General features: G+C 68.7%; 22 protein-coding genes. 12 read left to right on the top strand and 10 right to left on the bottom strand.

What is annotated here, in order from left to right; translation table 11 throughout:
- A partial coding sequence (locus tag U9979_RS05260; RefSeq protein WP_322778483.1) for a PD-(D/E)XK nuclease family protein occupies positions 1–228 on the bottom strand: 228 nt, incomplete at its 3' end.
- A gap of 157 nt (positions 229–385) precedes the next feature.
- Here U9979_RS05260 and U9979_RS05255 point away from each other — a divergent pair.
- Positions 386–805, top strand: coding sequence for a chorismate mutase (locus U9979_RS05255; protein WP_322778486.1), 420 nt, complete (start codon positions 386–388; stop codon positions 803–805).
- Positions 806–848: 43 nt separating this feature from the next.
- Here the strand turns inward: U9979_RS05255 and U9979_RS05250 are convergent, their stop codons facing one another.
- Both U9979_RS05250 and U9979_RS05245 read right to left on the bottom strand, forming a co-directional pair.
- Positions 849–1,430, bottom strand: coding sequence for a DUF1003 domain-containing protein (locus U9979_RS05250; RefSeq protein WP_322778482.1), 582 nt, complete (start codon positions 1,428–1,430; stop codon positions 849–851).
- Complete coding sequence (locus tag U9979_RS05245; RefSeq protein WP_322778481.1) at positions 1,427–2,827, bottom strand: magnesium transporter MgtE N-terminal domain-containing protein; 1,401 nt, start codon at positions 2,825–2,827, stop codon at positions 1,427–1,429. The genes U9979_RS05250 and U9979_RS05245 overlap by 4 nt, the downstream gene beginning before the upstream one ends.
- A 315-nt stretch (positions 2,828–3,142) precedes the next feature.
- Between U9979_RS05245 and U9979_RS05240 the strand changes: the two genes are divergently transcribed.
- Complete coding sequence (locus U9979_RS05240; RefSeq protein WP_322751135.1) at positions 3,143–4,339, top strand: acyl-CoA dehydrogenase family protein; 1,197 nt, start codon at positions 3,143–3,145, stop codon at positions 4,337–4,339.
- Positions 4,340–4,421: 82 nt separating this feature from the next.
- On the opposite strand, the gene U9979_RS05235 is transcribed toward U9979_RS05240, so the two are convergent.
- Positions 4,422–5,753, bottom strand: coding sequence for a TerD family protein (locus U9979_RS05235; RefSeq protein WP_322778480.1), 1,332 nt, complete (start codon positions 5,751–5,753; stop codon positions 4,422–4,424).
- A 530-nt stretch (positions 5,754–6,283) separates the two neighbouring features.
- Here U9979_RS05235 and U9979_RS05230 point away from each other — a divergent pair.
- Both U9979_RS05230 and U9979_RS05225 read left to right on the top strand, forming a co-directional pair.
- The gene (locus tag U9979_RS05230; protein ID WP_322778479.1) at positions 6,284–9,076 is read left to right on the top strand and encodes a SpoIIE family protein phosphatase; all 2,793 of its coding nucleotides are present in this window, start codon (positions 6,284–6,286) and stop codon (positions 9,074–9,076) included.
- A gap of 30 nt (positions 9,077–9,106) precedes the next feature.
- Positions 9,107–9,748: a suppressor of fused domain protein gene (locus tag U9979_RS05225; protein WP_322778478.1), complete on the top strand. Its 642-nt coding sequence runs from the start codon at positions 9,107–9,109 to the stop codon at positions 9,746–9,748.
- 21 nt (positions 9,749–9,769) lie between these two features.
- Here U9979_RS05225 and U9979_RS05220 read toward each other — a convergent pair whose 3' ends face one another.
- Positions 9,770–10,660, bottom strand: coding sequence for an LLM class F420-dependent oxidoreductase (locus tag U9979_RS05220; RefSeq protein WP_322778477.1), 891 nt, complete (start codon positions 10,658–10,660; stop codon positions 9,770–9,772).
- Between the two features lie 293 nt (positions 10,661–10,953).
- Between U9979_RS05220 and U9979_RS05215 the strand changes: the two genes are divergently transcribed.
- A complete protein-coding gene (locus U9979_RS05215) occupies positions 10,954–11,460 on the top strand; it encodes a MaoC family dehydratase (RefSeq protein ID WP_322768746.1) in 507 nt (168 codons plus the stop codon).
- 54 nt (positions 11,461–11,514) lie between these two features.
- On the opposite strand, the gene U9979_RS05210 is transcribed toward U9979_RS05215, so the two are convergent.
- Complete coding sequence (locus U9979_RS05210; protein ID WP_416219471.1) at positions 11,515–11,946, bottom strand: NUDIX hydrolase; 432 nt, start codon at positions 11,944–11,946, stop codon at positions 11,515–11,517.
- Between the two features lie 27 nt (positions 11,947–11,973).
- On the opposite strand from U9979_RS05210, the gene U9979_RS05205 reads away from it, so the two are divergent.
- Together U9979_RS05205 and fabG are read left to right on the top strand one after the other, a co-directional pair.
- Positions 11,974–13,464 (top strand): ATP-binding protein, encoded by a 1,491-nt coding sequence (locus U9979_RS05205; protein ID WP_416219469.1) that lies wholly within the window; start codon positions 11,974–11,976, stop codon positions 13,462–13,464.
- 376 nt (positions 13,465–13,840) lie between these two features.
- The gene (gene fabG, locus U9979_RS05200; RefSeq protein ID WP_416219477.1) at positions 13,841–14,572 is read left to right on the top strand and encodes a 3-oxoacyl-ACP reductase FabG; all 732 of its coding nucleotides are present in this window, start codon (positions 13,841–13,843) and stop codon (positions 14,570–14,572) included.
- 128 nt (positions 14,573–14,700) lie between these two features.
- Here the strand turns inward: fabG and U9979_RS05195 are convergent, their stop codons facing one another.
- Positions 14,701–15,450: an enoyl-CoA hydratase-related protein gene (locus tag U9979_RS05195; RefSeq protein ID WP_322753908.1), complete on the bottom strand. Its 750-nt coding sequence runs from the start codon at positions 15,448–15,450 to the stop codon at positions 14,701–14,703.
- Positions 15,451–15,586: 136 nt separating this feature from the next.
- Between U9979_RS05195 and U9979_RS05190 the strand changes: the two genes are divergently transcribed.
- Positions 15,587–16,012, top strand: coding sequence for a pyridoxamine 5'-phosphate oxidase family protein (locus U9979_RS05190; protein WP_322778485.1), 426 nt, complete (start codon positions 15,587–15,589; stop codon positions 16,010–16,012).
- Positions 16,013–16,064: 52 nt separating this feature from the next.
- On the opposite strand, the gene U9979_RS05185 is transcribed toward U9979_RS05190, so the two are convergent.
- On the bottom strand, positions 16,065–17,507 hold the full coding sequence (locus U9979_RS05185) for an aldehyde dehydrogenase family protein (RefSeq protein WP_322778474.1): 1,443 nt from the start codon (positions 17,505–17,507) through the stop codon (positions 16,065–16,067).
- 237 nt (positions 17,508–17,744) lie between these two features.
- Between U9979_RS05185 and U9979_RS05180 the strand changes: the two genes are divergently transcribed.
- Both U9979_RS05180 and U9979_RS05175 read left to right on the top strand, forming a co-directional pair.
- Positions 17,745–18,365 (top strand): DUF6758 family protein, encoded by a 621-nt coding sequence (locus tag U9979_RS05180; protein WP_322778473.1) that lies wholly within the window; start codon positions 17,745–17,747, stop codon positions 18,363–18,365.
- Positions 18,366–18,435: 70 nt separating this feature from the next.
- Positions 18,436–19,389 (top strand): diacylglycerol kinase family protein, encoded by a 954-nt coding sequence (locus U9979_RS05175; protein WP_322778472.1) that lies wholly within the window; start codon positions 18,436–18,438, stop codon positions 19,387–19,389.
- Positions 19,390–19,399: 10 nt separating this feature from the next.
- Here U9979_RS05175 and U9979_RS05170 read toward each other — a convergent pair whose 3' ends face one another.
- The gene (locus U9979_RS05170; protein ID WP_416219466.1) at positions 19,400–21,061 is read right to left on the bottom strand and encodes an alkaline phosphatase D family protein; all 1,662 of its coding nucleotides are present in this window, start codon (positions 21,059–21,061) and stop codon (positions 19,400–19,402) included.
- A 227-nt stretch (positions 21,062–21,288) separates the two neighbouring features.
- Between U9979_RS05170 and U9979_RS05165 the strand changes: the two genes are divergently transcribed.
- Positions 21,289–22,272: a PHP domain-containing protein gene (locus tag U9979_RS05165; RefSeq protein WP_322778471.1), complete on the top strand. Its 984-nt coding sequence runs from the start codon at positions 21,289–21,291 to the stop codon at positions 22,270–22,272.
- Here U9979_RS05165 and U9979_RS05160 read toward each other — a convergent pair.
- Complete coding sequence (locus U9979_RS05160) at positions 22,260–22,730, bottom strand: MarR family winged helix-turn-helix transcriptional regulator (RefSeq protein WP_322749161.1); 471 nt, start codon at positions 22,728–22,730, stop codon at positions 22,260–22,262. The two genes, U9979_RS05165 and U9979_RS05160, sit on opposite strands and share 13 nt — an antisense overlap.
- A 340-nt stretch (positions 22,731–23,070) precedes the next feature.
- Between U9979_RS05160 and U9979_RS05155 the strand changes: the two genes are divergently transcribed.
- Positions 23,071–24,213, top strand: coding sequence for an Mrp/NBP35 family ATP-binding protein (locus tag U9979_RS05155; protein ID WP_322749146.1), 1,143 nt, complete (start codon positions 23,071–23,073; stop codon positions 24,211–24,213).
- Positions 24,214–24,336 lie beyond the last annotated feature (123 nt).

Below are 24,336 nucleotides of genomic sequence, written 5' to 3'. Positions count from 1 at the left end.
GGCGCGGGCTGGGGTACGGCGCGCCAGCGACTCGTCCCACCAGGCCCGCAGGGCGTTGTGCACGCTGGCACCCATCGAGTTGTGAGCCCACGGCGGGCCCTTCGGCGGTGCCGGGCGGTCCAGGTATGCCATCCGGTACCGGCGCGGGCAGTCGGCAAAGGCGGAAAGCTTCGACGGCGTGCACACGAAAAGTCGCCGCGGCATGCCGTCCAACTGCAGCTGGTCCACGACATGATCCTGTCACTCGGCCGCTGGCACACGGCAGCGGCGCCGTCGACACAATGGTAACCGAACGACCACTGGACGGTGGCATTCTCGCCTGGCATGCTGGTGGATGTGACCGGTACATCCGACCTTTGCGCGCGCCGCGCACGTAGATCGCCGGATCACTTTTACCAGGGGCCGGGCTTGGCCCCTGGGTTGCCTCGCGACTGACGCGACACACCGAGACCAGACGGCCCGGACTCACCCGGGCTCACGAGGCTCTGGGACGGCCGGGCCACGGACGAAAAGGGCCCAGATGACAAGGGAAGCGCTCAACTCTGTCACCTCCGCGCCGACTATCTCCTCGATCGAGGACGGCCGAACGGCCATCGACGAGATCGATACCCAGCTTCGCGCGCTCGTCGGGGCACGCCTCGATGTGTCCCGCCAGATTCAGGCGCTGCGCTCGGCTGACGGCGGTCCGCGCATCGAGCACTCGCGGGAGAATGAAATCATCGCGGCATGGTCGGGGGAACTCGGACCGCGCGGGGTCGAAATCGCACTGTCTATTCTCACCCTCTGCCGCGGATCTCTTACCTGACGCCATCGCGACTCACCTCGACCCGCACAGAACTTCTGCCAGGTCATGGTCGCCGGTCAGCGGCGTTGCGACGTTCAGCGCGTCGCGCCTGGGTGCCAGCACCGCGCCGCTGACCGCCGTCGGTATCCTCACCGACGGCGACGGACTCCGCCAACAGCGCTCGCAGTTCCGTACGCAGCTCCGAGCGCAGGTAGTCACGGGTCGCCAATTCGCCGATCTTGATCCGAACCGCCGCAATCTCGCGGGCAAGGTATTCGGTGTCGTCGAGCTGGCGGCCGGTCTGCTCCCTGTCCTGAGCGAGGTTCGCCCGGTCCCGGTCGTCCTGCCGGTTCTGCGCCAGCAGGATCAACGGCGCCGCATAAGCCGCCTGCAACGACAACGCCAATGTCAGGAAGATAAACGGATAGTTGTCGAACCGCAGGTCAAGCGGCATGACAATGTTGTAACAGATCCAAATTACGACCACCACGCTCTGCAGCACAAGGAAACGGGCGGTTCCGATGAACCGGGCGATGCGTTCGGCAACCCGGCCAAAGGCGTCCGCTTCGGCGGGCCGGCGGGCCAACGCTGAGCGGCGTGACGGACGAGGCTGGTCGAGCCTGCCCGCACCGCGGCGGATCTTCATGATCCGGGCCGCCTCAGACCGTTGTCGCGCCGATCCTGACCGCCTGGCAGCGCCGTGCTCACAGCGTTACTTCGGGCATCGCTGTGGGTGTCACCGCGGGAATCACCGTCGGAATCGCTGTGGGCGGTATCGGCGGAATCGCCGAGAGCGCCCACGCGGGCATCGGAATCCAGGTCACGTTCCCGCCAGTTGGCCGGCAACATGTGGTCGAGAACGTCGTCGACGGTAACCACACCGACCAGTCTGGCGAGCCCGTCCAGCACCGGGACCGCCACCAGGTTGTACGAGGCGAGCAGGCGGGTCACCTCCGGCAGGGACGTCTCCGGGCGCAGCGGGGTGATGTCGATGTCAATGATGCCACCGACGAGGGCCCCAGGCGGTTCCCGCAGCAGCCGCTGGAAATGCGCAAGCCCCAGATAACGTCCGGTCGGGGTCTCGAACGGCGGGCGGACCACGTAGACCTGCGCGGCCAGCGCCGGTGACAGTTCCGGCGCCCGCACCCGCGCGAGCGCCTCGGCCACGGTCGCGTTCGGGCCGAGGATCACCGGCTCACTGGTCATCAGACCGCCGGCGGTGTTGTCCGGGTAGACCAGCAGCCGGCGCACCGGTGCCGCCTCCTGCGGCTCCATCAGCCGCAGCAGCCGCTCGGCCTCCTCGGCGGGCAGGTCCCTCAGCAGGTCGGCGGCATCGTCTGGACCCATCGCCTCCAGGATGTCAGCCGCTCGATCGTCGGCGAGCCCGCCGAGCAGCTCGATCTGCTCATCCTCGGGCAGCTCCTCCAGGACGTCGGCGAGGCGCTCGTCGTCCAGGGCCGCGGCGACCTCGGCCCGGCGCTTGCTCGAAAGATTGTGCAGCAGGGACGCGAGGTCCGCGGGGCGGAGTTTCTCGAACGCCGCGAGCAGGTTCGCCGCACCCTGGGTCTCCGCGGGCAACGAGATTCCGGTGACCTCATCCCAGGAGACCGTGCGGACCTCGCCGCGTCGTCGCCGACCGGTCCGTACCGCCACCTGGTCGAGCACCCAGTCGCCACCGCGGATCGGTTCGATCGCCGCGTCCACCACGGTGACGGTCGCCTCGGTCGCGACCAACGTCACCTGCCGGTCCAGGAGCTCGCCGAGCACGAGGATCTCGCCCGGACGCTGCGCGAACCGGCGCCAGCTCAACCGGGCTGAGGAGAGCACGACGGCGCCCGACTCCACCCCGGTCACCTTGCTGATCGGCACAAAGATGGGACGGCGTTGCACCTCGACGGCAAGCCCCAGCGCGCGCGGCGGTTCGCGGCCCAGTCTCAGGGTCACGACCACGTCACGGACTCGCCCGACCACATCCCCGTTGGGATCGAGGACAAGCAGGCCCGCCAGCCTGCGGCAGAACAGCCGAGCCGGTGCTGTGGTCACGGCGTGAGGCTACCTCCGCCCCCGATGCCGGGCGCTCTTGGCAAAAATGATCATTGCTCCGCTCGCGCCGGGCTGCACCAGCCAGGCCACGGCCGCCGGCTCCACTCGCGCCCGACCCCGAATGCCGCGATACTGCTCATAAGTGTGTGACAGCCCATCCGCAATGGTCGCGATTGACGTGCGGCCCGTACGCGGCTGTGCGGCTGTGCGGCTGTTTTTCGACAGAGCAGTCGACAGAGCAGTCGACAGAGCAGTCGGCAGGGCAGTCGGCAGGTGCCGGTTACCGGTGATAGGCGGAGAAGGGAAGCGGACACGATGGGCAGGATCGCGCAGACCGACGGTCTGACCGATGTTCAGGCTGACATTCTGTCGGCCGTGCGCACGTTCGTCGACAAGGAGATTCTGCCATACGCCACCGAACTCGAACACAAGGACGAGTTCCCCGAGGCGATCGTCGAAGCCATGAAAGAGATGGGGCTTTTCGGGATCACCATTCCGGAGGAGTACGGCGGGCTCGGTGAATCGCTGCTCACGTACGCCCTGGTTGTCGAGGAGATAGCCCGCGGCTGGATGAGCGTCTCGGGTGTCATCAACACACACTTCATCGTCGCCTACCTCCTTCTCCAGCACGGCTCCCCCGAGCAAAAGCAGCGGCTCCTGCCGAAAATGGCGACCGGGGAGGTGCGCGGCGCGTTCTCCCTGAGCGAGCCGGGCTGCGGTTCGGACGTGTCCGCCATCACCACCCGGGCCACTCGCGACGGCGACGAATACCTCATCAACGGCCAGAAGATGTGGCTGACCAACGGTGCCCGTGCCGGCATCGTCGCCACCCTTGTCAAGACCGACGAGGGTGCCGACTCGGTCTACCGGAACATGACGACCTTCCTGCTGGAAAAGGAGCCCGGCTTCGGCACCAACGCCGGCATCACGATTCCCGGAAAAATCGACAAACTCGGCTACAAGGGCGTCGAGACCACCGAGATGGTGCTGGACAACCACCGGGTACCGAACTCGTCGATCCTCGGCGGCGCCGACGGCCGGGGCAAGGGCTTCTACCAGATGATGGACGGTGTCGAAGTCGGCCGGGTCAATGTCGCGGCCCGCGCGTGCGGCATCATGATCCGGGCATTCGAGCTGGCGATCGCCTACGCCCAGCAGCGCCGCACCTTCGGTAAGCAGATTGTCGACCATCAGGCGATCGCCTTCAAGTTGGCCGAGATGGCGACCAAGGTCGAGGCCGGCCACCTGATGATGGTGAATGCCGCCCGCAAGAAGGACAGCGGCCAGCGCAACGACGTCGAGGCGGGTATGGCCAAGTACCTTGCCAGCGAGTACTGCTTCGAGGTGACCACCGAGTCGTTCCGCATCCACGGTGGTTACGGCTACTCCAAGGAGTACGAGATCGAGCGACTTTTCCGGGAGGCGCCGTTCATGCTCATCGGCGAGGGTACCTCCGAGGTACAGAAGCGCATCATCAGCCGGGCGTTGCTCAAGGAGTACAAACTCCCGTAGCCAACCCCGCCAGCCGCCGGCCGCGCGAGCATGATTCTTCTCGCGCGGCCGGCGGCCCCAAGCGGGCTAGCGCTCGAGCGGGCTAGAGGTACTGCCTGGCCGGCCCGACCATCGCGCGTACGGTCTTGCCGTCGTGGAACTCGCCGATGGCCGTCATCGTCCAGTTCGGCCCACCCTGCTGACGTGCAACCTTGCACATGACGAGACCGGTGTGCGGTTTTGACTCCGACAGGTCGAAACGGACGAGCTCGGCACCGGTGAAATCGTCGATCAGGCGGCAGAAGGCGTTACGGACCTCGGTGAACTGCTGGCCCTGAAAGCTGTTCACCGTGAAGACCAGCGCTTCGACGGTGGACGGGAGCCCCGCAAGATCGACGAAGATGGTCTCGTCGTCGCCCTCGCCGCTGCCGGTGAGGTTGTCACCGGAATGGCGAACCGCGCCGCGGGCACCCTTCTTCGACATGAACCACACCTTGTCGACGTCCTTGCCGCGGCTGTCGAACAGGATGCAGGAGGCGTCCAGATCGATCTGGCGTCCCCGGTGGGCCGGATCCCAACCCAGTGCCATCCGCACCCGGGTCAACGGCGGGGTCCCGGTCTTGACCAGTGAGACACTCTGGCCCTTGCGCAACGAGACCCGGCCCTTGTCCAGGTTGACGGTCGGGGCACCGGCCACCTGCGGGGCCGGTTGTGACTGCTGGCCGTGCGGCGGACCCCATTGTTGTTGTGCCTGCGGGGCCGGTGATGGCTGCTGGCCGTGCGGCGGACCCCATTGTTGTTGTGCCTGCGGGGCCGGTGATGGCGGCGGGCCCCACTGCTGCTGGGGTTGGGCTACCGGCCGCGCTGGGGATGCCGGCTGCGCTGGGGATGCCGGCTGCGTCGGCGGCACATAGAGCTGTGTGGGTGCCTCATCCACTGCCGGATCATCCACTGTGATCCCGAAGTCGGTGGCGATACCGGCAAGGCCCGAGGCGTACCCCTGCCCCACGGCACGCACCTTCCAGGACCCCTGGCGCCGGTACAACTCGACGAGCACCAGTGCCGTCTCAACGGTCAGCCCGACCGGGTCGAAACGGGCGAGTTCCGCGCCCCGAAGATCTCTGACGGAGACCTGCAGTGCCCCGACGGTGGCGAAGGTCGACGGGCCGGACCCGTCCAGGCTGCCGGTGATGACGACCTTGTCGATGTCGGCGGGTACCAGCCCCAGTGCGAACTCGAGCGCCGAGGGTGGGAGGAGGCGCACCCCGGGGCCGGTGGGCTGGTTGAAGAACACGAAGTCGGCGTCCGAACGGACTTTGCCGCCCGCCGTGACCAGCAACGCGGCGATGTCGAGCGGAGTCGACGAACTGATCTCCACACGTACATCATTAGTGGACAACGGTGCGTTCGCGCCCTTGCTCAGCACCTGCGCCATGGCGGCCTCCACGTCTGGATTGCTCGGGGCCTCCGGCCGCAGGAGAAGAGCCGTGACCGCGCGGCCTTGTGAGCGCCCGGGGTCGGACGCTCACAGCCTATTAGGTTCCTTCGGGTCGCCGGCGCCGCGTCCCGCGTCCAGCGACCGGTCCCAACCCGAGGCGGCGGACCGGTACGAACCAACCGCTCAACGAACCGAACAACCCGGACCCGTCTGTGGGCTCCCCGACGCGTGCGACCGAGCTGTCCCCGCGACCCACATTTCTTGATCATAAGAACCGCCTGGACGCCTCAGCCCGCAGCTCCATTTGCGGTGATTAGTAGGACTTACGACCACGAAATGTTCACCCGTGAACCGAAACTTTACGCGACCCCAACCCGGGTCATTACTCCGAGTAAAAATGCGAACGAAATGATCCACGCCAGCCGGAGATATGGTTTATCCCGCCGACCGGAAGAGACGATGAGAATGAACACCACGCCGATGACCAGAGAGGACACCACTCGATCTTGCGCGAGGAGAAGTGCCCGATGACAAACGCCGTTGAGGACGCCGGCGCGCTCGACCGCGCCCGGGAGCATCTCGCGACAGGCGAACCGGCCGGGGGAAGCGTCCGCGTTCCGATCTTGAGTTCGTGGCGACGCTGCGAGTCGGTCGGGCTCACCCCGGACCGTCTCGCGCCTTCCTACCGGTCCGATCTCGACCCGGAGGAACGCATCGCCCGCGTGGCCGCGCCTGTTCTCGATCGGCTGGAAGCCAGCCTCGCGGGTACCGGAGTAGGCGTGATTCTCACCGACAGTGAGGCAACTGTCCTCCAGCGTCGCGCAAGCGGGCTGGCGCTGAACCGACATCTGGACGGGGTGTGTCTCGCACCCGGCTTCAGCTACGCCGAACACGTCGTCGGTACCAACGGGATCGGCACCGCGCTCGTGGAACGTGGCCCCTCCTATGTTTCGAGCGTCGAGCACTTCGCCGCCCGCCTACACCCGTATGTCTGCGCGGGCGCACCGATACGCGATCCGATCAGCGGCCGGATCGAAGGCGTCATCGATCTCACCTGCCTGCGCTCTGCCGCTGATCCGGCGATGGTGGCTCTGGTCCGTGAAACCGCCGGCGCCATCGAACGGCAGCTGCTGGAACAGTGTGCGGAGCGGGAGCGCGCCCTCCTCCGGACATTCCTCCAGAACAAACGGCGCACTCGCACGTCCATTGTGGCGGTAGCAGGTGACCCGTGCGTTCAAGCACCGGCCGAGGTCGTCCTTCGTGCCGCCGCCAACCTCAGGATAAACAACCAGGACGAACAAATCCTGCGGGAGAAGGCGACGGACCTCATTTCCGCCGCGCGTCGGGCTGCCGTGGAGGTGCGTTTGTCCAACGGCCAGGTAGCCGTGCTGGTGTGTCGGCCGGTGACGGCCTCCGCCGGTGCCGCGGGGCTCGCTGTCGAGGCCAGCCTCACCGGCGGGACGCCGCGGCATCCGGTCACCACAGGCGGCATCGCGCTCCCACACTCCGCACCCGAAAACGACCTGCCACGACAGCTACGGCTGATCAAGTCGGAAGTAGCCGAGTCGGAAGTAGCCGAGCCGGAAATGGCCGAGCCGGCTGGTGACACCGACAGGTGGCTGCTGCTGGTGGGCGAACCGGGGGTCGGCCATGTCGCAGTCGCTGCACGGAAACGTCTGGGGCTACTTTATGAGGCCAGCATGCGCATCGGTACCACCCTGGACGTGACGCGGACCGCCGAGGAGCTGGCCGATGTCGCGGTCCCACGATTCGCCGACCACGTCACCGTTGATCTTCCTGACGCTGTCCTGCGCGGGGACGAACCGACCAGCATGAATGAAGGAATGCGCCGCATCGCCGTCCGCGGCATCACGACAGAGGGCGCGTTCTACCCGCCGGGCGACCTCGTGTGCTACCTCCCGGCAACCCCCCAGGCGCAGTGCTTCACCCACGGGCGGTCAGTTCTTGAGAAAGATCTACGGGTCGCGAGCGGATGGCTGGCTCAGGATCCCGCGCGCGGTGAGACTCTTCTCGACCATCGCATCCACTCACTCATGACAGTCCCGATGCGCGCACGCGGCGAGACACTCGGGATCGCCAGCTTCTACCGATCCGAACAGCCCGGCGCCTTCGAGGAGGATGACCTGTCCCTCGCCGAGGAACTGGTCGCCCGGGCCGCCGTGTGCATCGACAACGCCCGCCGCTACACCCGCGAACACGGACTGGCGCTGGCCCTCCAACGCAGTCTGCTCCCCCGGGGCGTACCCGCACAGCATGCCGTCGAAGTCGCCCACCGCTACCTGCCTGCCCAGTCGGGAGTAGGCGGCGACTGGTTCGACGTCATCCCCCTGTCCAGCGCCCGCGTTGCCCTGGTGGTTGGTGACGTGGTCGGCCACGGCCTGCACGCCGCCGCCACCATGGGTCGCCTACGTACCGCCGTCCAGAACTTCTCCGCCCTGGACCTGCCTGTCGATGAACTCCTCGGTCATCTCGACGACCTGGTCAACCGTCTTGACGAGGAGGAGGGCGCCGAACCCTGCGGGCACGGGATGATCGGGGCAACCTGCCTGTACGCGATCTACGATCCGGTCTCCAGACGCTGCACCATGGCGCGGGCCGGACACCCGATGCCCGCACTCATTGCGCCCGACGGCAGCGTGGAGTTCCTCGATCTACCTGCCGGACCACCGCTCGGCCTTGGTGGACTGCCCTTCGAAGCGGTCGACTTCGAGATGGCTCCCGGCAGTCAACTCGTCCTGTACACCGACGGGCTCATCGAGGACCGACACCGCGACATCGACGCTGGTCTCGACCAGCTCCGGCGCCTGCTGGCCCATCCCGACCGTCCGCCGGAGGAGACCTGCCAGGCTCTGGTCACGGCCATGCTCCCAGCTCATCCAAGTGACGACGTCGCCCTTGTGGTGGCTCGAACCCGCGCGCTTGATCCACAACGCCACGCCAGCTGGGAGATACCCGCTGACCCGACGGTCGTCTCCACCATGCGTGCAGCGGTCACCCGGCAACTCACCGCCTGGGGGCTGGCGGAAGCCGCATTCACCACTGAACTGGTTGTCAGCGAGCTGATCACCAATGCGATCCGGCACGCAACCGGCCCCATCCAGGTTCGCCTGCTACACGACCACACGCTGATCTGCGAGGTATCCGACGCCAGCGGCACATCCCCCCGGCTGCGCCGTGCCAGCACCACCGACGAAGGCGGCCGTGGCCTTTTCCTGATCGCTCAGCTCACCCGACGCTGGGGTGTCCGATACACGTCCAACGGCAAGGTCATCTGGACCGAGCAGCCGCTGCCGCCATAGACGGTTCATCAGGCCCGTAGGGTCGGTTCCATGGACGGCGCGGATGTACTCAGGCTGGTGGAGGCCCACCTGATCCGGGAGCTCGGGCCTGACACCGGACGCGCGGAGATCACATTTCTCGGCGCCGAGCCCATCGAGGTCCTGCGTTTCGGCAGCACAACGCAGGGAGTCGTCCGCTACGCAACCCTCGGGATGTCCATTGCCCCGATGGGCGATCCGGCATCATCAATGATCGACCCGACCGGACCACGCACCGAGCTGGTGCTCTCCCTGAAGGACCAGCGCGACAGTGTCGCCCGGCGGCTCGCCCTGCTGGCGGCGATACCCGCTGTCGAAGGCGTCCCGGTTGTCGCCGGAGCAGGACTCGACCTGGGTGAACCGCTCTGGGACGGCGCGCGCTTCACCGCCGTCCTCGTCGCCGAGCCCGGTGGGCTCATCCCCGACCTGCCGCTGGCAGACCCGACCGACCCACCGGCGACACTGCCGGCCCGGACAGCGACGCAGGCACCGGCACCCGTGCGTTTCCTGCCGGTCCTGCCGATGACCCCCAACGAGTCGGCGTTCAAGCGGGTACACGGAGCGGCCGAGCTCCAGCGGCGATGGTTGGCCGCCGGAACCGACCTACGGGATCCCACCCGCCCGCAGCTGCGCCTCGACCTCGACGACAGCTGACAGCTGACAGCTGGAACACGATCAGGAGCCGGTACCGATATCGGCAAGGTCCTTGACCACCGGCACACAGGCCCGCTCGATCCAGGCGTCCGCCGGCTCGCCGCCGGGCGGCATCACGATGACCGTGTCCACGCCGATCCGCGCGTACTGCTCCACGTCAGCCAGGAACGCGCTCGACTCGCCCCGAGTCAAGGCGTCACCGCCGTGGAGAATCGTCTTGGTGATCTCGGCGTAGTCGCGGCCGACCGCGTCGCAGTGAGCTTTGAGCACGTCGAGTTTGTGCGCGACCGCATCCACCGAGGGCGCGAACAGGTTGCAGGCATCCGCGTAGGTGGCGACCAGACGCAGCGTCTTCTTCTCCCCGCCTCCACCGATCAGGATCGGCAGTCGTGGCCGGCTGATCGGCGCGGGCACGCAGAGCGTCTCGGCGAGCTGGTAGTGCCGGCCGTCAAACGGGCCGTTGTCGTCACTCCACATCTGCCGGCAGATCCGCAGCGTCTCCTCGAGCCGCTCGAACCGCTCGGCGAGTGGCGGGAACGGCACGCCCAGACCGTGGTGCTCGCGGTCGTACCAGGCTGCGCCGATGCCGAGTTCCGCCCGCCCGCCCGAGAGCACGTCCAGCGTTGCCACGATCTTCGCCAGCAGTCCCGGATGCCGGTAGGTCGTGCCGGTGACCAGGAGGCCCAGACGCAGCCTGGCGGTGTGGGCGGCCAGGAAACCCAGCGTCGTGTAGCCCTCCAGCATCGGTTCATCCGCGGGGAACATCGCCTCCATCTGGAAGTAGTGGTCCATCACGCTGAGATGGGCCACCCCCGCGTCATCGGCGATCCGGGCGGCACGCGCCAGGACCGGCGCGATCGCCTCGGTACCGCCCGGCCAGGTGAACCGGACCACATGTACGCCCAGCTGCATCGCCAACTCCTCACGTCCCGCGACGCGGTCATCGCGTCGTCATCACACGGCCATCCCACAGTCATCACACGGTCATCGGCCGGATGGGCGCCGACCGCCGCCTGCTCCATCCTGACCGAAAAAGCCGGACCGGTCACTGCCGGGTACACGATCATCCCCTAGTCGCAAATCCGGCGGATGTGCGACCGACCTGGGAGGATCGGCAACGGGTTCAGGTGCCAGGTGTCCAGGTGCGGGTCCAGGCATGGCCGCGTCCATGACGGAGCTCACGCTGCAGCGAGGAGAGCTACATCATGCAGTTTGGTCGTTACTATGAGGAGTTCGAGGTCGGTGCCGTCTACAAGCACTGGCCAGGCAAGACCATCACCGAGTACGACGACCATCTGTTCTGCCTGCTGACCATGAACCACCATCCGCTGCATCTGGACGCGAACTACGCCGAGCAGACCACCGAGTTCAAGCGGAACGTGGTCGTCGGCAACTACGTGTACTCGCTGCTGCTGGGCATGTCCGTGCCCGACGTTTCGGGCAAGGCGATCGCCAACCTCGAAGTCGAGTCGCTCAAGCACGTCAAGCCCGTGTTCCACGGCGACACGATCTACGGCGAGTCCGAGGTGCTGGACAAGATCGAGTCCAGGAGCAAGGACGACCGGGGCATCGTTCAGGTCGAGACCCGCGGCTACAACCAGGAGGGCACCCTGGTCTGCATCTACCGCCGCAAGGTGATGGTGCCCAAGCGTTCCTATGGCGATGCCCGCGGCGGGGAGCAGCCCGGCCGTCCCGTGCCCAGCGGTAGCTGAGGCCGCCCGACCCGCGCTTGTTGATCCGCGCTTGTTGACCTAACTCCCGCCCGATCAGCCGCCTGGGGCCGCGACGATACCCCAGGCGACGAGTGCGTCGAGCAGACCTTCGGTGAGCGCCATCGCGCCCAGGTCGGCGCACCAACGCACGTCCGCCGCGTCATCCCCGGCCTGTAGCTCCCCGCCGATGACGTGGCTGACGTAGTCGGCGATGTCGTAGACCACCCCGCCGGACCCCGGACCGCCCGGCCCCGGGCGCGTCACCCGCCCGACCAGCGGCCCGACCGTCACATCCAGGCCGGTCTCCTCGCGGATCTCCCGGACGAGCGCGGCGGTGTCGCTCTCCCCCGCCTCGACCCGCCCGCCCGGCAGTGACCACAGGCCACGGCCGGGATCCCGCGCCCGCTGAACGAGCAGCAGCGCGCCAGCCGCATCCATGATGATCGCCCCGACACACGGAACCCGTCGCGACACCTGCCCAGCCAACCAGATCCTCTACTGATCGCCGGTAGCATGCATCTATGTAGATGCCATCTACATAGATGGGATGCCCCCGTGTCGCGAGGTTTCGTTGGAAGAGCAACCGAACTTGGCCTCCTGCGCAAGCGTCTGGACCAGGTCGTAGCATCCCGTCGCGGGAGCGCGGTCGCCATCCGCGGCCGCCGCCAGGTGGGAAAGTCACGCCTTGTGCAGGAGTTCTGCGATCAGGCCGGTGTCCCCTACCTCTTCTTCACCGCGACCAAGGGTGCCTCGCCCGTCGAATCGGTGGCCGCCTTCTTCCTGGACCTCAGGGACTCGTCCCTGCCGATCGATCGTGACCTCGTACCGGCAGAATCTGCGGGAAGGTGGCCGGACGCCTTCCGTGTCCTCGCCGCGGTCCTACCGGATTCCCCGGCCGTCGTCGTCCTCGACGAACTTCCCTGGCTCGCCGAGCAGGACGGTCTGTTCGACGGCGCGCTGCAGACGGCCTGGGACCGACTACTCGCCGGGCGCCCCGTCCTCCTGCTGCTGCTCGGCAGCGACATTCACATGATGGAACGGCTCACCGCCTACGACCGTCCGTTCTTCGGACGAGCCGACAACCTCATCCTCGGTCCCCTCAACCCGGCGGAGACCGGACACGCCCTCGGGCTGGGCCCGGCCGACGCGATCGACGCTCATCTCGTCTCCGGCGGACTGCCAGGCATCCTGCGGAACTGGCCACCCGGAACTCCGCCGCTGCTCTTTGTCGAACAGGAATGCGCCGATCCGGCCTCGCCCCTGTTCAGCGTGCCGGAATCGACGCTGCTGGCCGAGTTTCCCGCACCCGATCAGGCACGACGCGTCCTCGAGGCGATCGGCAGCGGAGACCGCACCCAGGCCAACATCGCCGCATCCGCCGGCAACCGGGAGGGTGCTCTGCCGTCGGGATCGCTGTCGCCGCTGCTACGCCGACTGGTCGGGGAGAAGCGGGTACTCGCCGTCGACGAACCGCTGTCGACCCGCCCCGGTAAGCCTGCGCTCTACCGGATCGCAGACAGCAACCTGCGCTTTTACCTCGCCGCGCTACGGCGCGCTCAGGAACAGGCACGCCGCGGACGACCCGAGTCGGCCTTCCGGCTCGTGCAACGTCGCTGGCCGGCGTGGCGGGGCAGGGCGGTCGAGCCGCTGGTCCGCGAATCGCTGGAACTCGCGTCGGCGTCCGGCGCGTCCCCCTGGCCCGATGTTGAAACAGTTGGCGGTTGGTGGAACCGCCAGTTCGACCCGGAGGTGGACCTGGTCGGAGCCGACCGGTCACCCGTGGCGCAGCGCCTGTACGTCGTCGGATCGGTCAAGTGGTTGGGAACCCCGTTCGACGACCACGACCTCGCGGAACTCATGCGGAGCGCGGTCGCAGTGCCCGGCTTCACGCTCGGCGGCACGGGATTCGCCGTCGTGTCCCTCTCCGGCACCAACCCGGGTATGGACCTCACCAAGGTGGATCTCGTCTGGGGGCCGGGCGACGTCCTCGCCGCCTGGCGGTAGACGTCCGGAGCCAACCGAGGGGCATCCGGAGCCAACTGCCGTAGGTAGAAACGGCTACCCCCACGGCCGAAACCACCGACGGCCTAGCCGGACACACACCAGACCGTAGGTAAAATGGTTGCCCCCACGACCGAAACCACCTACCGCCCGTGCCCACGCCCACGCTTTCCGGACACAGAGCGCCGCTGAACCGCCAGATGATCGGCGTCGGTCATCCGTGCAGGCCGCGATCACGCGCCCGCGGAGGGGCGGACGCGGTATTACTGCTGACACGGACTCGTGACAAGGACTCGTGACACGGACTCGCCTGTTCTGCGGCCGAGCCGACGAGGTGCGCGCCGCCGGCGCGCATGCACGCGTGGGGAAGGGAGCACCCGTGGGACTACTCGAGGACAAGGCTGCTGTCATCACCGGTGGCGCGCAGGGCCTGGGGCTCGCCATCGCCCAGCTCTTCGTCGCCAACGGCGCCAGGGTGGTGCTGGCCGACATCAACATCGAAAAGGCCACCGAAGCGGCGAAGGAGCTCGGGGCCGCGATCGCCGTACGCACGGACGTCACCAAGGAGGACGACGTCCAGGCGCTCGTCGATGCCTGCCAGCAGGAATACGGCCGAATCGACATCATGGTCAACAACGCTGGCGTCACCCGCGACGCCAGCATGAAGAACATGTCCGTCGACGACTTCCGGCTCGTGATCGACATCCACCTCTTCGGGGCGTGGCTCGGCACCAAGGCGGCCGGCCTGGCCATGAAGGCACAGGGCGCCGGCTCGATCATCAACATGTCGTCGATCTCCGGGAAGGTCGGCAACTTCGGCCAGACCAACTACAGCGCGGCCAAGGCCGGCATGGTCGGGCTCACCAAGGCCGCCGCAAAGGAGCTGGCCCGCGGCGGGGTCCGGGTCAACGCCATCCAGCCCGGCCTGATCCGGACCGCCATGACCGAGGCGATGCCGCGCGACGTCTGGGACTCGAAAGTGGCCGAGATCCCGATGGGCCGGGTGGGCGAACCCGCCGAGGTGGCCGGCGCCGCGCTCTTCCTGGCCAGCGAACTGTCAAGCTACATGACCGGGACGGTGCTGGAAGTCGGCGGCGGGCGCCACATCTGACCATCCCCACACCCGACCAGCCAGCTGGCGGCCCGGCGCGTGTCGTGCACGTTGACGACCGCGCCGGGATCCCGGTGCGGCAACGATCGGTGCGGCAACGATCGGTGCCGGAATGCTCTGATGGCCGCCTACCGGCCCGTCCACTCTGGCGAACGTTTGTCCAGGAAGGCGCGGATGCCCTCCTGACTGTCCTCGGAGGCGACGATCGTGGCGACCGCGTCGGCTGTCGCCTGCCAGCCCTCGTCATCGTCGGCCGCGACCAGCCGGTTGACCGCGGCGAGGCTCGCCCGAACGGCGACTGGCCCGTTGGCGCAGATGGTCGTCGCCAGGCGCACGGCTTCGGTGAGCGCCTCGCCCGGTTCGGTCACCATGTTGACGAGCCCGAGCGCATACGCCCGCTCCGGATCGAGCGGCCGCCCGGTGAGCAGCAATTCCTTGGCGACGTGCAGCGGCAGCGCACGCGGTGCCCGAAACAGCGCGCCGCTGGAGGCGACCAGCCCGCGGATGACCTCAGGCAGCCCGAACTGGGCCGTGCGTGCCGCGACGATCAGGTCGCAGGCCAGCGCGATCTCGAAACCGCCCCCCAATGCCCAGCCCTCGACCGCGGCGATCAGCGGTGTGGTCCGGCGCCGGCGGATGATCCCGTATTCACCGCCTCGTTCGGTGACGGCGTCCCGGCCGTCGACGAGGTCGGTGCCGGCGGAGAACACCGCACTCGTTCCGGTGATCACCCCGGCCCAGAGGTCGGGATCGTCGTCGAGCTCGTTGAGGGCCGCGTCGATGCCGAAGGCCATCTCGCGGTCGATGGCGTTGCGCTTGACCTCGCGGCGCATCGTGACGATGAGGATCCGTCCGCGACGCTCGGTATCCACTGGCACCCAGCCACCCCCTTGCGCCACGATGAACCAGATCACCCTGTTGATGGTTGGTTAGCGAAGCTAGCAGAAAAGCGGACAAGAAAAGGAGTGTGCCGGCGTGGCGACTCGGGAACAGCGTCGCGGACGGGCCATCGCGATGGCCCCGACCGAGGTCGACGACTTCCTGGCGGCGGAACGAACCTGCCGGGTCGCGACCCTCAGCAGCGATGGTCCGCATGTGGCCGCGCTGTGGTTCGTCTGGGACGGCACGTCGCTGTGGCTGAACTCCATCGTCCGCAGCCAGCGCTGGATCGACATCGTCCGCGATCCGCGGGTGGCCGTCGTCGTGGACGCCGGCGAGCAGTACCAGGAACTACGGGGAGTCGAGATCAAGGGAACGGCCGAGCCGGTCGGGGACATTCCGCGCAAGGGCGCGCCCGACCCGGAGCTGGCCGGGCCAGAGCGGCTGTTCGCCGGCAAGTACACCGGCCGCGACGAGATGATCCACGATGGGCGGCACGGCTGGCTCCGGATCACCCCATCCAAGATCACCAGCTGGGACTTCCGCAAGATGCAGTTCTGACCGACACCGACACCGACACCGGCTACGGCTACGGCTACGGCTACGGCTACGGCTACAGATCGACGCCGGTGAGGACCATGACCCGCTCGACGGTGAGGTCCTCCATGGCCGCCCGCACACCCTCCCGGCCCATCCCCGACCCCTTGACGCCGCCGTAGGGCATCTGGTCGGCCCGGTAGGCGGGAACATCCCCGATGATCACACCGCCGACCTCCAGCTCCCGGTGCGCCCGGAACGCCACCTGTACGTCCCGGGTGAAGACCCCCGCCTGCAGGCCGTACGGGCTGTCGTTGATCCGGGCCAGGCCTTCGTCCAGGCTGTCGACCGGTTCGATCACGAGCACCGGCCCGAACACCTCCTCCCGGGCCAGGCGGGCGTCGGGGGGAACGCCACGCAGCACGGTCGGCGCCATCGTCGTGCCGTCCCGCTTGCCGCCGAGCACCACCGTCGCGCCCGCCGCCACCGCCTCACTGATCCACAGCTCGACCCGTTCGGCCGCGGCCAGGTCGATCAGCGGCCCCACCTCGGTCGCCTCGTCGGCCGGGTCGCCGGTGCACAGGCGGGAGACCGCGGCCGTCACCTCGGCCAGCAGCTCCTCGTACAGGTCGCGCTGCGCGTAGACCCGCTGCACGGCGATGCAGGACTGGCCTGCCTGGTAGTTCGAGAACGTCGCGATCCGGCCCGCCGCCCAGCGCAGGTCCGCCGCGGCGGACCAGTCCGCGGCCACCAGCACCGCCGCGTTGCCACCGAGTTCGAGGACGACGTGCTTGCGCGGCACCGCATCCCTGATCGACCAGCCCACCGGGGCCGAACCGGTGAAGGACACGACCGGTAGCCGCGGGTCCGCAACCAGCTCGGCCATGGCCTCGTTCGGCACGGTGAGCACCGACCACGCGCCGTCGGGCAGGTCGGTCTCGGCGAGCAGTTCAGCGAGCAGCAGGCAGGACAGCGGCGTCTTCGGCGCGGGCTTGATGATGATGGGCGCGCCGACCGCCAACGCGGGTGCGACCTTGTGCGCGACCAGGTTCAACGGGAAGTTGAACGGCGTGATCGCCAACACCGGGCCGCGGGGAAAACGCCTGGCCACCGCGACGCGCCCCGCCCCCGCCGGGTCGGTGTCGAGCCGCTGCAGCGCTCCCGACCAACGCCGGGCTTCCTCCGCGCCCCATCGGAACGTCGAGATCGCCCGGGCGACCTCAACCCGGGCCCAGGTCAGCGGTTTGCCGCTCTCGGCGGTGATGAGGGCGGCCAGCTCCTCGCCGCGTTCGGCGATGCGGCCCGCGACGTGGGCGAGCGCGGTGGCCCGGCCGTGGGCCGGCATGGCCGCCATGGCGTCCGCGGCCGCTGCGGCCGCCGCCACCGCCGCGTCCACCTGCGCCGGGTCCGGCTGCGCGACCATGGCGATCAGGCGATCGTCCCAGGGGTGCCGCACCGGGAAAGTCGCTGAACCCGTTACCGGCCGACCCGCGACCCAGAACGGCTCGACCGTGCTCATGGATGCCACTCCTCCACCTTCGTGCACAACACCCGGACACGGGTGACGCCACGCGCGACACTCCCGAATGGCAGCCGCCAGGATGGGCCGGCAGGTGTCGGGAGAAAACTCTCCGATACCCGCCTTGCTACTGTTCGTGCGGTTTACCCGGAACAGGTTTGATGAACGTGAGCAAAGGGAAGTCATCGAACCGGTGAAACTGTCAGGGAGTGGTGCGCATCGCCGGGGAGTCACCCGGTGACGAGCCCGCTTGCGTGTCCCCGATGCCTGCGAACGGTGCGTCCACCCGATTTGTGGAGCAACCAGTGGCGCTGCGACGAACACGGGGATGTCGCCCCCTACCGGGTCGCGGAGTCATCCCGGGAGCAGGTGCTGCTTTTTCTCGCGCACACGGCCACGGCGCCGGTCTGGGTCCCCTGGCCGATGCCGGTGCACTGGTTCGCCAGCGGAGTCTCGTGGGCCGGCGACGACCGCACCGGCCCGCTGGCGACGGCGTTCGCCGCGGGTGGCCCGTCCCCTCTCGGCGGGCCGGCAGAGCTCGTCATCGTCGCTGAGACTCCAGGGATCGGTCTCGGGGCCCGGCTGGCCGGACTGCCCGGTACAGATCCCGAGCGCATCGGTGGCAGACCCGAGGAGAAGATCGAGGCCGCCGGGCATCCGACCGCGCTGTGGCCGGTCGTGTGCCCACCCAACCGGGCCGCGTTTGTGGGTGAGGCCTGCGGCGTGTGGCTGTGGGTGGTGCTCTGGCCGGCGGATGCGGCGACACTGCTGCTGGAACACCTCGTCGTCCGGGACCTGCGTAATGCCCAGATGATTGCCTCGTGCCTGCCGTTCGGCGCGCAGAGCACCCATCTGTGAGCGGCGTGGCTGGAGGGTCTCGTAAGCTCGGCTCCCGCCACCGCCGCGGACGTGAGAAGGGCCGACAGCCATGACGTCGCAAGCCACGACACCGGCAGCCGTAACAGAGCCGCTGGCAACCGTTCCGCCCGCAGCCGAGGTGGACCGTCGACGGCTACTGCTCATCGTGAACCCGCACGCTGGCGGTGGCCGTGGCGCTCGCGCCCTGCCGGACGTCTGTGCAGCCCTGAAACGCTGGGCCGGCGACGTGCGGGTCGAACTGACCAGAAACATCGATCATGCCTCAGAGCTGGCCGAGGAGGCTGTCGCCGACGGCCGGGTCGCGGTCGCGCTCGGCGGGGACGGTCTTGCCGGCCGGGTCGCCGAGACCGTGGCGCACCGCGGCGGGCTACTGGCCGTGCTGCCCGGCGGGCGCGGCAACGACTTCCTGCGCGGGATGGGCGCCGCCCGGCAACCAGTGATCGCCGCCACCGCGCTGGCCAGCGGCACCGAACGGCGGATCGACCTGGCCGAGGCCAACGGCCGGGCCTACCTCGGCATCGCCAGTGTCGGCTTCGACTCGGACGTCCAGGTGATCGCCAATCGTGCCCGGTTCGTGCGCGGCCAGAACGTTTACACCTATGGGGCGCTGCGCGCGGCCGCCACGTGGAAACCCGTCCGGTTCACCGTGGAGATCGACGGCGGCGCGCCGCGCGAAATGATCGGCTGGACGGTGGCGGCGGCGAACTCGGCCTACTACGGCGGCGGGATGTGCCTCGCGCCCGCGGCAAAGCCCGACGACGGCCTGCTCGACATCGTGCTGCTGTCGCGGTGCGGAAAGATCACGTTTCTCTCGACCTTCCCGAAGGTGTTCTCCGGCCGGCATGTGGACTCCCCGCACGTCGAGGTGGCGCAGGCCAGCCGGATCCGCATCGACGCCGACCGTCCGTTCCAGCTCTACGCCGACGGTGACCCGATCGCGGACCTCCCGGTCGAGATCGTCGTGCGCCCCGGTGTGCTGCGCCTGCTCGCCTCCCCCGGATAGCGACGTGCCCTCACGCGGGCTGGGCGCCGGGCCGCCCGGCTTCGACCACCCAGGTGGCATCCGTGCTGACCGGCGCGTCCCGGCGGTCGATGGTCTCGGCGATCCGCATGTCGGCCGTGCACCGCGCTGGTGACACCCGGATGCGGGTGTACCCGCGTCGGTCACCGCGGAAGTACCGCACGTGCGGGTTGAGCAGCCGGTTGTTCGCCCGGACGAGCTCCTCGCTGGGCAGGAAGAATCCCGAACTGATGGAGGTCGAGACGAACTCGGTGCCCACGACCGGGGTGTCGGGCCGGTCGAAGTCGACCCGTAGGTCGTTCACCCAGGCGCTGTGGATGTCGCCGGCCAGCACCACCGGATTGGTCACCCGGGTGTCCCGTACGGCTGCCAGCAGTCGGGTCCGGTAGGGCACATAGCCGTCGTTCTGGTCGAGGTTCGCGAGCACGTCACCGCTGCCCGGGGTGAGCTGGGCGTGCAGCTGGGCCAGCATCGTCTGCTGAGCGATCACGTTCCACCGGGTACGCGACGCGCTCAAGCCGTCGATCAGCCACTTCTCCTGCTCGGCACCGGCCATGGTCCCGGTCGTGTTGCTCGCTCCCAGCGTGGCCGGGCCGATGTCGTTCGGGATGCGTCCCGGCTGCGGCGTCCGGTACTGGCGGGTGTCCATCACGGTGAGGGTGAGCAGGTCACCGAAGGCGAACCGGCGGTAGAGGCGCAGGTCCGGCGATCCGGGCGAGTAGCTGACACGGATCGGCATGTGCTCGTAGTAGGCCTGGTAGGCCGCGGCCCGCTGCCGGGCGAAGGTCGCCGGGTCCTGATGCTTGGCACCGGTGTCGGCCGACTCGTCGGTCAGCCCGGCATAGTTGTTCTCGGTTTCGTGATCGTCCCAGGTGACCACCCACGCCGCAGCCGCGTGCGCGGCCTGCAGCTGCGGGTCGGCCTTGTACTGGGCGTAACGCGCCCGGTAGTCGTCGAGAGTCCGCAGCTGGTCGAGACCGGGCGTGGCCGGGGTGGTGTGGCGGCGGTCGGGGAACCTGCTCTTCGGGTCGTACTCGTAGATGTAGTCGCCGACGTGGACGACGAGGTCGAGATCATCGGCTGCGATCGCAGCGTACGCCGGCCAGTAGCCGTTCTGATAGTCCTGACAGCTGGCCAGCGCGAAGCTCAGCGCCGACGCGGCGGCACCGGCGGCCGGTGCGGTGCGGGTCCGGCCGACCGGGCTGAGCACGGTGCCGGCGCGGAACCGGTAGAAGTACACCCTGGCCGGCTGCAGACCGCGGACGTCGACGTGCACGGAGTGCGCCAACCCCGGGACGGCGCTGCGCGTCCCCACCGCCACGACGTCGGTGAACCGGTCATCGGTGGCAACCTGCCAGTCAACCGGGATGTCGCGGTCAGGCAGGGCCACGCCGCCGGCGGGCTGCGCCACCAGCCGGGTCCAGAGGATCACCCCGTCCGGCAGCGGGTCGCCGCTGGCGACCCCGAGGGCGAACACGCCGTCACCAACACCGGGAACCGGCGTCGCGGGCGCCAGAGTCGGGCGCGGGGTGGCACCAGGGCCGGGGGACCCGCCATCGGAGCAGCCCGCCGCGGCCAGCAACACGGCACCGCCCGCGAGAAAGCCACGTCGGGTCGCAGCCCGTGTCCGGGCACATCCACCAGGATTGCTCACAACACCGGGACGTTAGCCGGCCGGCACCCACGTCGGAAAGGCCGTCGCAGCCACAAGTGTGGAGAAACGCAGGACGGCGGCCCGCGGCTATCGTGGTCAACAACGGTGGCCGACAGCGGGTGCCCGGCCAGAAACGGGTCCGACGCCACGACCGGGTCGGCGGAGTAGGCGGGGTGTGCTGTGCGCGAAGACTTCAACCACAGAGAGCAACTCCGGACGTGTATCCGGTGACGACGGCGGGACTGATCGATCTTCATGCGCATTCGACGGCGTCGGACGGACTGTGCAGCCCCACCGAGGTCGTCCGCCTGGCGACCGCTGCCGGCCTGACCGTCGTCGCGCTGACCGACCACGACACCACCTCGGGTCTGGCCGAGGCCGCCGGCATCCTGCCGACCGGGCTCACCCTGCTCCCAGGTGCGGAGATCTCGTGCGGAATCCGGGTCGAGCACGGCCGCTGGGTGAGCCTGCACCTGCTCGCCTACCTGTTCGACGCGACCGAACCGGTGTTCGCGGCCGTCCGGGCCCGGCTACGCGAGGACAGGGTCACCCGCGCCCGCCGGATGGTGGAGAAGCTGGCCGCCGATGGCCACCCCGTGCGCTGGGAACAGGTGGCCGCCCAGGCTGACGGTGTGATCGGACGCCCGCATGTGGCCGAGGCGCTGGTCGACGCCGGCCTCGTGAGCTCCCTGCAGGCCGCGTTCACACCCGCCTGGATCGGCGCCGGCGGTCGCTACTGGGTGGGCAAGGACGAGCCTGACGCCCTGGAGGCGATCCGGCTGGTTCGCGACGCGGGCGGTGTCAGCGTGTTGGCCCACCCGTACGCGAGCACGCGCGGTCCGACCATCGGCCCGGATGTGATCGCGGCCATGGCACGGGCGGGTCTTCGCGGCCTCGAGGTGGACCATCCCGACCACCCGCAGCAGGCGCGCGCCAGGCTTCGCCGGCTCGCCACCGACCTGGGACTGATCGTCACCGGCGCGAGCGACTTCCACGGCCCGAGCAAACCCCAGCGCCTCGGCGCGGAGACGACGAGCGGGCACGCGTACGAGACGCTCATCGCCGAGGCGTACGGTGCCCAACCGCTGACCGGACCAGCTGGGCCGCTACGGCACCAGCCACCACGGGCAGCGGCGGGCCTGCCGGCACCGGCTTGGCACCCTCAGACGCCCTGGAGCCCGCAGACGCCCTGGAGCCCTCAGACGCCCTGACCGCAGCCACCGCCGGGCGGCGACGTGGACACGTGGGGATCGAGCCGGCCCAGCAGGTTGGCGAGCACGTCAAGTTCGTCCGGGCTGAAGTGACTGGTGACATGCTTCGACACCCCGGCGAGATGGGTTCGGGAGGCCGCCCGCAGCCGCTTGCGGCCTTCGGGGGTCAGCGTCGCAAGCGTTCCCCGGGCGTCGGACGGACACGACCGTCGCGCGACCAGACCGTCACGTTCCAGCCGGTCGACCAGGCGGGTCAGGCCGCTGCGGGACAGCAGGACCGCCTCCGCCAGCTCGTTCATGCGCAGGGCGCCGTCCGGCGCCTCGGCCAGCTGGACCAGCACATCAAAGGACGCCAGCGGCAGGTGGTGTTCGGCTTCGAGGTCGGTTTCCAGTTGCCGGATGACATACGAGTGAGCCCGCAGAAACTGACGCCATGCCCACAGTGATCGCGGGTCCATCAGCGATTCCTGCTCCGCTGTCTGCTCGTCGACCGTCACGTGGATCAGATTACGTCGCCCGTTGCGGTCCGCGAGCGAGCTCGCTGATGATGTCAGACGATCGACATTCCGATGAAGACAGCCCCAGTCGAGAACTGCTGGGCGACCGTGGGTTGACGGGCAGGTTGCCAGATCGCGACGGTGCGCCGCCGGGCGGCCGTGGGTCAACCGCCGGGCCTTGCCGGGGGGGATCAGGTTCCGGCTTCGCCGGACGCGTTCGAGCCGGGCTGGCGGCTATGGTGGGGATGCAGGCGTGACGGCGCGAGCCCCACGCACCACACCGACTGGTCGAGGTTTTCTCTTGTCTGCTTCCCGGCCTAGCGCGGACGCGATCCAGGCAGCTCTCGCAACGGTGCTCGACCCTGAGATCGGGCGTCCCATCACCGAACTGGACATGGTCGACTCGGTCCGCATCACCGATGACACCGTGGACATCGTAGTGCTACTGACCGTCTCCGGCTGCCCGATGCGCGACGAGATCACCAGTCGAGTCCAGCGCGCTGTCACCGCAGTACCGGGTGTGCAGGCCGTGCAGGTCCGCCTCGAGGTCATGAGCGCCGAGCAGCGCGCCGCCCTGCACACGAAGCTGCGCGGCGGGACGGGAACCCGGGCGATCCCGTTCGCGCAGCCCGGCTCACTGACCAGGGTGTACGGCGTAGCCAGCGGAAAGGGCGGCGTCGGCAAGTCGTCGGTGACCGTCAACCTGGCCGCCTCGATGGCCCGGTCCGGCCTCGCGGTCGGTGTGCTGGATGCCGACATCTACGGGCACTCGATCCCCCGGATGCTCGGAGTCGACCGCCTGCCCACCCAGGTCGAAAAAATGATCATGCCTCCACAAGCACATGGCGTGAAGGTCATCTCCACCGGCATGTTCACTCGTGGCAACCAGCCGGTCACATGGCGAGGGCCGATGCTCCACCGGGCACTGGAACAGTTCCTCTCGGATGTGTTCTGGGGGGACCTCGACATCCTGCTGCTCGACCTGCCACCGGGCACCGGCGACATCGCGATCTCGTTGGCGCAACTTGTGCCGTCATCCGAGCTTCTCATCGTGACCACCCCTCAGCTTGCCGCCACCGAGGTTGCCGAGCGGGCCGGCACAGTCGCCGTCCAGACTCGACAGAACGTCGTCGGCGTCGTGGAGAACATGGCCTGGCTGCCCTGCCCGCACTGCGACGGACGCGTGGACGTCTTCGGCTCAGGTGGCGGCGCGGCCGTGGCCGAACGGCTGACCCGCGTGCTCGGACACGACGTCCCGCTGTTGGCGCAGATACCCATTGATGTCCGGCTGCGCGAAGGCGGCGACTCGGGCGTCCCGCTGGTGACCGCGGATCCAGACTGCGAAGCCTCAAAAATCCTGCGGGGAGTGGCCGAACGGCTGTCATCCCGCTCACGCGGGTTGGCTGGCCGGTCCCTCGGCCTCACCCCGACCCGCCGAGGCTGACGACACCCGGTCGGGCTGACCGGGCTGACCCGGGCCGACCGGGTGCGGGACCGGCTGAGGCTACTGCGCTACTCCGGCCCGGCCCGGGGCCACATCCGATCTGGGCACGGGCCACGGATCGCT

Origin of the sequence: Protofrankia sp. Cas4, assembly GCF_963555915.1 — a bacterium.
GTDB lineage: Bacteria > Actinomycetota > Actinomycetes > Frankiales > Frankiaceae > Protofrankia.
This window is presented reverse-complemented; position numbering and strand designations above follow the sequence as displayed.

What these genes read in the sequence shown, in the direction of transcription:
- U9979_RS05250 (WP_322778482.1), bottom strand. Translation starts at nt 1,430, where the DNA reads ATGAAGATCCGCCGCGGTGCGGGCAGGCTCGACCAGCCTCGTCCGTCA.
- U9979_RS05240 (WP_322751135.1), top strand. Translation starts at nt 3,143, where the DNA reads ATGGGCAGGATCGCGCAGACCGACGGTCTGACCGATGTTCAGGCTGAC.
- U9979_RS05235 (WP_322778480.1), bottom strand. Translation starts at nt 5,753, where the DNA reads ATGGCGCAGGTGCTGAGCAAGGGCGCGAACGCACCGTTGTCCACTAAT.
- U9979_RS05230 (WP_322778479.1), top strand. Translation starts at nt 6,284, where the DNA reads ATGACAAACGCCGTTGAGGACGCCGGCGCGCTCGACCGCGCCCGGGAG.
- U9979_RS05225 (WP_322778478.1), top strand. Translation starts at nt 9,107, where the DNA reads ATGGACGGCGCGGATGTACTCAGGCTGGTGGAGGCCCACCTGATCCGG.
- U9979_RS05220 (WP_322778477.1), bottom strand. Translation starts at nt 10,660, where the DNA reads ATGCAGCTGGGCGTACATGTGGTCCGGTTCACCTGGCCGGGCGGTACC.
- U9979_RS05215 (WP_322768746.1), top strand. Translation starts at nt 10,954, where the DNA reads ATGCAGTTTGGTCGTTACTATGAGGAGTTCGAGGTCGGTGCCGTCTAC.
- U9979_RS05205 (WP_416219469.1), top strand. Translation starts at nt 11,974, where the DNA reads ATGCATCTATGTAGATGCCATCTACATAGATGGGATGCCCCCGTGTCG.
- U9979_RS05190 (WP_322778485.1), top strand. Translation starts at nt 15,587, where the DNA reads ATGGCCCCGACCGAGGTCGACGACTTCCTGGCGGCGGAACGAACCTGC.
- U9979_RS05185 (WP_322778474.1), bottom strand. Translation starts at nt 17,507, where the DNA reads ATGAGCACGGTCGAGCCGTTCTGGGTCGCGGGTCGGCCGGTAACGGGT.
- U9979_RS05175 (WP_322778472.1), top strand. Translation starts at nt 18,436, where the DNA reads ATGACGTCGCAAGCCACGACACCGGCAGCCGTAACAGAGCCGCTGGCA.
- U9979_RS05160 (WP_322749161.1), bottom strand. Translation starts at nt 22,730, where the DNA reads ATGGACCCGCGATCACTGTGGGCATGGCGTCAGTTTCTGCGGGCTCAC.